This is a genomic window from Yersinia sp. 2542 StPb PI, assembly GCF_048593855.1.
In the GTDB taxonomy this organism is placed as follows: Bacteria; Pseudomonadota; Gammaproteobacteria; order Enterobacterales; family Enterobacteriaceae; genus Yersinia; species Yersinia enterocolitica_E.
Window position 1 is genome coordinate 1 of record NZ_JAZGQA010000185.1, and the last position, 8,280, is coordinate 8,280.

Here is an 8,280-nt window from a genome sequence, read left to right on the forward strand (position 1 = left end):
GTTCATTAAATGTAAAAATTTAGCGGGCAATAAGTAATGGGTTTGCAAGAAAAATGGTTGAGATGGTCGCCATAAAGGTATAAATATAACGAAAAATGGGATCTAAATCTCAAACCGGTAGTTTCAGTCTGGATATGCAGGGCTGACACACGATTAAAAAAACAACACAAAAATGGCTTTGTTGGTTTTAAGTTTCTAAATTGTTATCAATGTTGTGTTTTGATGAGGGGTGAATCAGGCACAATGCCAAGTTAGCGGCTATAACTTTAGTGAGTGTGAGTCATTGTGGTGCTTTTGTAATTTTTGAATTTTTATTTTTACTAGGAAAAACACGTGAATAATATCCAACTTTCGGTAGTACATCGTCTGCCGCAAAGTTACCGTTGGTTATCAGGCTTTATCGGGGTCAAAGTTGAACCGATACCACTGACGGCGATAGACGATAGCAATAATGATCTTATGGGGCTGAAATTACTCAGCCACGATGGCAGCCATGCGCAGATTATCATGCAGCGGCTCCACCTCTCTCTACAAGAGATACAAGTGGATTCCGCGATAGTCGAATGGGAAGGCGAGCCTTGTCTATTTGTTCACACTCAGGATGAGAGTGCCACTATGTGTCGCCTGAAAGATGTCGGTGTCGCCATTGCCGAAACCCTGACCGCCTTGTACCCCTTCTAATTCGCTATTGCGCGTTGGTCGGTGTCATGGCGCTTGGGTATGCCCCGCACCAGACCTCAATCTGACGTATCCGCAAATTGTAACAACTGCTGTGTATACTGCTGTTGGGGCGCGGCAAATATGGCCTGACAGTCACCTTGTTCTACTACCTCGCCTTGTCTTAATACAATCACCTGATGGCAGAGTGATCGCACTACCTGCAAGTCATGACTGATAAACAGATAGCTGAGCTGATAACGCTGCTGAAGGGATTTCAGCAAAGCCAGAATTTGGGCCTGTACCGACTTATCCAATGAAGAGGTCGGTTCATCAAGAATCAGTAACTGCGGTTGCAAGATCAACGCACGGGCAATGGCAATGCGTTGGCGCTGGCCACCAGAAAACTCGGTTGGATAACGATAACGGGTGACCGGATCTAATCCCACTTCTTCCATCGCTTTAATCACCCGTTGTTCACGATGTACCGCACTGAGTCTTTGATGGACTTCCAGCCCTTCGGCGATTATCTGCTGCACATTCAGGCGTGGGTTTAGCGCTGAGTAGGGATCCTGGAATACCACCTGAATTCGGCTGCGATAGGGCAGCATCTGTTTAGGGGTAAACTTGTGTAATGGCTGCCCGCTAAACCAAATCTCACCTTTTGAGGGTAACAAGCGCAGCAACGCCAGCCCTGAGGTGCTTTTCCCTGAGCCTGATTCACCCACCAAACCAAGGCTCTCACCGGGATTCAGGGTGAAATTAAGACTGTGCAAAGCATAATGGTAATCAACGGTGCGTCGTAATAAACCACGTTTAATAGGAAACGCCACCTGTAGACCTTTTACTTCAAGCAGGGGTTTTAGACCCGGCGTGAGGGGCAGTGGGTCACCTTGTGGTTCGGCGTCTAATAATTGGCGGGTGTAGGGGTGCTGTGGGGTACTAAACAGCGCCTGACGGCTATTTTGCTCCACCTTGCGGCCTTCGCGCATCACTGCCACGTTATCTGCCAACCGGCGCACGATATTCAGGTTATGGGTGATAAATAGCAAGCTCATGCCCATCTCTTGCTTTAACTCTTTCAGCAAACTCAAAATCTGGGCTTGCACCGAAACATCCAGCGCAGTGGTAGGTTCATCGGCAATCAGTAATTTAGGTTGGGTCAATACCGCCATCGCAATCATCACTCGCTGGCGTTCTCCGCCGGAAAGTTGATGAGGGAAATCGCCCAAACGCCCTTTGGCATTACGAATACCCACCCGGTCGAGACATTGAATAATCTCAACTCTGGCCGCTTCCCGGCGCATACCGCGGTGCAGTGACAACACTTCTGCCAACTGTTTTTCAATGGTATGCAGTGGGTTTAGTGACACCATAGGTTCTTGGAAAATCATTGAAATCTGATTGCCGCGCACTTTTCGCAGCGTCGGTTCATCGGCATGCAGCAGAGATTGCCCGGCAAACAGAATATCACCGCCCGGGTAGACCACCGGTGGTGAAGGCAGTAAACGCAATATTGATAAAGCGGTGACACTCTTGCCCGAACCCGATTCCCCGACCAGTGCCAGTGTTTCACCGGCATTGATTTGCAATGACAGCTCGCTGACCACCTCGCGATCAATATTCGCCTGGCGAAATGCAACACTGAGATTTTGAATATCCAGAAGTGGTGAAGTCGCCATATCAGTACACCTTACTTGGGTCAAAGGCGTCACGTACTGCTTCGCCGATAAAGATCAACAGAGATAACAGCACTGCCAATACCAGGAATGCGGTGATGCCAAGCCAGGGAGCCTGAAGATTATTTTTACCTTCTAATAACAGACCGCCTAATGACGGTGACCCCATCGGCAGGCCAAAACCGAGAAAATCCAGTGAAGTTAGCGTGGTTATCGAACCGCACAGGATAAAGGGCAGGAAGGTTAGTGTTGCCACCATGGCATTGGGCAACATATGGCGCGACATAATGACCCGATCACCCACTCCCATAGCTCGCGCTGCACGGATGTAGTCATAATTTCGGGTACGTAGAAATTCTGCCCGCACCACACCCACTAATCCCATCCAGCCAAACAGCACGGTGATGGCTAACAGCCACCAGAAGTTGGGTTGGACGATGCTGGACAGTAGAATCACTAAAAATAGTGTTGGCATCCCCGACCACACCTCGATAAATCGTTGCCCCCACAAGTCAATTTTGCCGCCGTAATAACCTTGTACCGCGCCAGCACAGATACCAATTACGCTGGAGAACAGGGTTAATGTCAGGCCGAATAACAGCGAGATACGGAAACCATAGATGACTTTGGCTAAGACATCGCCGCCAGTACTGTCGGTGCCCAGCAAGTTGGTCCGGCTAGGTGGCGAAGGGAAAGGGACATCAGTCGCAAAATTGATGGTGTTATTGCTAAAACGTATGGGTGCCCAGATGGCCCAGCCATTGTCATTAATCCGGCCAATCACATAAGGGTCTTGATAATCTGCCGCCGTGGTTAAAATCCCACCAAAAGTGGATTCGCTGTAATTAGTCATAAAAGGCATATAAATTCGGCCCTGATAGTTTACCAGCAGCGGTTTGTCATTGGCGATCAGTTCGGCAAACAGACTGATAATAAACAGTGTCAGGAAGATCCACAGTGACCAGTAGCCACGGCGATTATTGCGAAAACGCGCCCAGCGGGCCTGATTAATAGCACTTAGCCGTATCATTATTGGCGGCCCTCAAAATCAATCCGTGGATCAACCAGGGTGTAGGTGATATCACTGAGGATATTCAGCAGTAAGCCAATCAGGGTGAAAATATAAAGAGTGCCAAACATTACAGGGTAATCACGCTGCAAAGTGGCGTCATAACCCAATAGCCCTAAACCATTGAGTGAAAACATCACTTCAATCAACAGCGACCCGGTGAAAAACATGCTGATAAAGGTGGCAGGGAAGCCAGCGATAACCAACAACATGGCGTTGCGAAAGACATGGCGATACAGAATTTTTTCTTCGGGTAACCCTTTGGCGCGCGCAGTCACCACATATTGCTTGCGGATTTCGTCAAGGAACGAGTTCTTGGTCAGCATCGTCAGTGTGGCGAAGCCGCCAATGACGGTAGCCAATACCGGTAAAGTGATATGCCACAAATAGTCGGTTATTTTGCCGTACCACGGCAGGGTATCAAAGTTACTGGAAACCAGCCCCCGCAGTGGGAATAGATCGAAATAACTGCCGCCGGAAAACAACACCACCAGTAAAATCGCAAACAGAAACGAAGGAATGGCATACCCGATTATAATGAGAGTACTGCTCCAGGTATCAAAAGCTGAGCCATTGCGCACCGCCTTTTTAATGCCTAATGGAATAGAAACCAGATAAATAATCAGCGTGCTCCATAGCCCAAGTGAAATAAAGACCGGCAGGCTATGTTTCACTAACGACATTACCGATTCACCCCGGAACAGGCTGTCGCCAAAATCAAAGCGGACATAGCTCCATAGCATATCGAAATAGCGCTGGTGCAGCGGCTTGTCAAAACCAAAGCGTTGTTTGATTTCGGCAATAACTTCTGGGTCTAACCCGCGTGAACCGCGATAGTTGCTATCACCCACTTGTGCCGCATTGAGGCCGACTTTAGCCCCCCCCAGCCCGCCATCACCGCCACCGGCGGTAAATCCACTGGAGTGACCCAATTCAATATTGGCAATCGCCTGATCAACTGGCCCACCCGGTGCAATTTGCACANTAAAAAAGTTGATGGTAATGATTGCCCACAGCGTGGGAATAACCAGCAATAGTCGCCGTAATAGATATCCACCCACAGCAGCCCCCTAGTGACGTTCTGTTGGCAGACGAGCTGCCTTGTTGACATCAAACCACCAGCTATCAAACCCAAGCGAATAGGTGGGGCGGTCTGCCGGCATCGAGAATTTATCCCAATAGGCAAAGCGGGCATGGTTGGAGTACCACATCGGAATCATCAGATAGTTCCAGGTCAATACCCTATCAAGTGCCCGGCCAAGGGACTGTAATGCCTCTGGCTGGTCCTGATGTTTGATAATCTCTGCGATCAATTGGTCAATAGCCGGATCTTTAATCCCGGAGGAGTTATAACTGGAATCGACATAAGCCGAGCTCCACCAAATTTGCAGATTTGGGCTAGGGTAGGGGAAGGCACTGTAAACCGTCGGGATCATATCGTAATCCCGACTGCGCAGGCGGTTAACAAACTGAGAGCTGTCAACCTCGCGGATATTCATGGTAATGCCCAAACGTTGCAAATTATGTTTAAACGGTTGAACATATTGGAAGTTACTGCCACTGAGTAACAGTAATTCAAACACAAAAGGCTTACCGGTTTTACTGTTAACCAATTGCTGATTTTTCACTTCCCAGCCTGCTTCACTGAGTAATTCCCGTGCTTTTAACAGATTATCCCGTGAATCGCCGCTGCCATCAGTTTGTGGTGGCTGATAAATCTGCGTGAACACCTCTGGTGGTACTTTGCCCTTCAACGGACCCAGCCAAGCCAGTTCGGCACTATCGGGATAACCTTTTGCGGCATATTCAGTATTTTGGAAGAAACTATTGGTGCGTTGATAACTATTGAAATAGAAGGCTTTATTCATCCAGTCAAAGTCAAAAGCTAACGTCAGTGCCTGGCGAACTCGCCGATCGCTAAAAATCGGGCGCTGAACGTTAAATGCCAACCATCGGGTATTTTGTGCCGAGTTGTCGACAATATCCTGCTTGGCGATATAGTTTTTTGCAAAATTGCCCCCGACATATTGTGTCGCCCAGCTCTTCGGTGAGGTTTCCTCACGGAAATCGAATGCACCGGCTTTAAAGGCTTCCAATGCGACTTTATCATCCAGATAGTAGTCGTAGCGGATGGTATCAAAATTATATTGGCCGCGGTTAACCGGCAGATTGGCTGCCCAGTAATCTCTCACCCGTTCATAGGTAATAAACTGGCCCATCTTATATTTGCCGATGCGATAAGGGCCGCTGCCAACCGGGGGCTTGCTCAGCGGATCACTCAGTTTATGGTTTTGCCAGAAATGAGCAGGCATCACCGGTAAGCCAAACAAACCTAACATTTTATCTTTATTCGGTTCCGGGAATTCAAAACGCACTGTCAGCCGGGAAATGGCTTTTACCTGTACGCCTTTATAAATAATGCGAAATTGTGGCACACCTTCGGTCATAAATTTATTGAAGGTGAAGGCGACATCCTGTGCGGTAATAGGGGTATCATCATGAAAACGGGCACGTGGATTTATATCGACTTCAATCCAGTGTAAGTCAGGTGCAAAACGTGCGGACTCGGCAATTAATGGATAGTAGCTGCCAATCTCATCGTCAGAGGTACCAAATAGTGAGTCATACAGCCGTTCAGTGCGTATCGCCGGATTACCGCGCAATGCATAACGGTTAAAGTTATCAAAGGTACCAATGGCCGATAGCGTGATATCCCCACCCTTTGGGGCGGCTGGATTGACGTAATCAAAATGGCTGAAATCGGATGAATACTTAGGTTCACCCAGTATGGCAAAAGAGACGCCTTCTTTGATGGTTTCAGCCTGTAGGCCAAAACTCAGGGCTGAAAGTACCAAGGCAGCAAATAGGCGTGGCAACATATTGGCGGTAAGCTCCTGCGTTTCATTCTGATAATAATAATCTTAAACGAAATTACCAGTTTGCAGGGGATTAAAGCAAACATTAAGCCAAATAACTTACTCGAATCAGCTCATTCGAGCTGTGTATGCGCAGTCAGACCGCAACGTCAATTACTTTGAATATGGTTTTTTGTTACTATTTTTTATTATAAAATACGACGAGATCTTTAACAGATAATGGTTTGCTGAGTAAGTAACCTTGTAAGTAGTTTACGCCATGATGTGCCAAATACTGGAGCTGTTGCTCTGTTTCAACACCTTCAGCGACGGTTTCAATATTGAGTTTATTTGCCAGCATCAGTACTGCGTCTAATACCGGTGCTGCTACGGTATTAATGCCGATGGTGCTGACAAAACCACGATCAATTTTAATATAATCTAAAGTAAAACGTTCTAAATAGATCAGGGCGCTATGACCGGTACCAAAATCATCGACAGCAATTTGTATCCCCTGAGAACGCAGCCAGGCAAATTGTTTAATAGCGAGCTCTTCTTCAACCATACCACGCTCGGTAATCTCGAATACTGGTGCCAAGATATCCGTATTTAATTGCTTTAACATCTGAGAAACATCTTTGCGGAAGTTATCATCAGCAAGATGGACAGGGGAAATATTAAAGGCCAGTTTAGTCCCAGCCGGAAGGTGGTCTGCCATTAATTCACTGTCTTTGATGATTAACTCAAATAGATGCCGGGTTAATGGCTGAATCAGATGTTGAGCTTCCGCATAGGGAATAAAAAGATCCGGGGATATGCGCCCTTCAATAGGATGGTGCCAACGAATAAGCGCTTCAAGGCCAGATAATGAACGATCATGTGAACGAAATACTGGTTGATATTCAACGAAGAATTCGCCGCGTCGAATACCGCGCAAAATTTCAGCTTCAGCACTCTGGCTGGCAATTAAAATATAATAAGCAAGGATTCCGACCAGACCGGCAAGTAATAGCCCTCCTAATAGGGTCATGCGAATGTCATCAGCTGTCAGGCTAGTATGATAAATCAATATTTTAATCGGGTAGCCCGGTAGCTGGATCTCACGCGAGGCGCGTGCCGGTAGCTGGCTGATAGGTAAGACTTTAGAGTCAAAAGTTGTTACCGCTAATTCATCAATAATAATGGCTAAGCCGTTGACTTGATTATCTGAATAATTCAGCAATAAATAAGGGTGTAAGGTTAATTCTAATGTCGCTAATACACCGGTATTGCCGCGCCCAGCTTCACGCAACCACACCCCGACCGCCGGTTTACTGGGCATCATGGGGGTGCCTTGCTGAATTTTAAAGTCCAACGGCTGATGTAAGTTTATTTTAGGATATAGCGCACTGACAGCGACTTGCATATCACCTGTTGCTGAAGAGCAATAAGCGATACTGTCTCTAACCAATAAAAATGCTCTGACACCATTAGTAAATGCAGCCCGATAGTGGAGTGCCGGGCTGGCTTGCTCACAACTTTTGTCACTTAGTGGGATAAGTTGAGACATAGTGGTAGTCAGTTCATTTAGAAACTGGGAGGCGTAGGAGATAATATGATCACTTTGTGTTGTTAATTTACGTTCACTACTGCGATAAAGTAATGACAAAGTAATAACGACAAAGCAAATAAAAAAACAGAGTGCGAGGATGACACTTTTTTTTACAAGATGGCGTCTGGATAAAATATTGCGGGAGAACGCACTGTTTGAACCCATGTTACGCCGCTCCTCAGCATGATCGATAAAGTGTTATGAGTATAAGTTAAGTTAGCAACGCAACGCTACCAGTTTGCCAATGCGCAGGGTTAACAGTAATTAGCCGATCCAATTGAATCTCTATTCAATATAAATAAAAGATGCGGTTTAAATGCATCAAATAACTGAAACAAGCAGCGTTCATTTATACCGATATATTTTTGGCAATATGCTTCGATAAAACAAATCCCCAGCTTATTAACACGACCTATATAATTTTATAAG

At 46.6% G+C, this 8,280-nt stretch carries 6 protein-coding genes; 1 reads left to right on the forward strand and 5 read right to left on the reverse strand.

The features are described 5' to 3' along the window. Positions 1 to 333: 333 nt before the first annotated feature. Positions 334 to 681, forward strand: a complete 348-nt coding sequence (locus tag V1952_RS17715) for a YejG family protein (protein ID WP_083158351.1) — start codon at positions 334 to 336, stop codon at positions 679 to 681. Between the two features lie 56 nt (positions 682 to 737). Here V1952_RS17715 and yejF read toward each other — a convergent pair whose 3' ends face one another. From yejF to V1952_RS17740, 5 genes are all read right to left on the reverse strand, one after another. Further along, positions 738 to 2,339 carry a microcin C ABC transporter ATP-binding protein YejF gene (gene yejF / locus V1952_RS17720; RefSeq protein WP_420075234.1) on the reverse strand — a complete coding sequence of 534 codons (1,602 nt, stop codon included), beginning with the start codon at positions 2,337 to 2,339 and terminating at the stop codon, positions 738 to 740. Between the two features lies 1 nt (position 2,340). Then, positions 2,341 to 3,366, reverse strand: coding sequence for an ABC transporter permease (locus V1952_RS17725; RefSeq protein WP_420072292.1), 1,026 nt, complete (start codon positions 3,364 to 3,366; stop codon positions 2,341 to 2,343). After that, entirely contained in the window at positions 3,366 to 4,466 is a 1,101-nt protein-coding gene (locus V1952_RS17730) for a microcin C ABC transporter permease YejB (protein ID WP_420075235.1), read from the reverse strand. Before V1952_RS17730 ends, V1952_RS17725 begins: the two co-directional genes overlap by 1 nt. Before the next feature lie 9 nt (positions 4,467 to 4,475). Beyond that, on the reverse strand, positions 4,476 to 6,284 hold the full coding sequence (locus tag V1952_RS17735; protein ID WP_372559395.1) for an extracellular solute-binding protein: 1,809 nt from the start codon (positions 6,282 to 6,284) through the stop codon (positions 4,476 to 4,478). 175 nt (positions 6,285 to 6,459) lie between these two features. Beyond that, positions 6,460 to 8,016, reverse strand: a complete 1,557-nt coding sequence (locus V1952_RS17740; RefSeq protein WP_372559394.1) for a cyclic di-GMP phosphodiesterase — start codon at positions 8,014 to 8,016, stop codon at positions 6,460 to 6,462. Positions 8,017 to 8,280 lie beyond the last annotated feature (264 nt).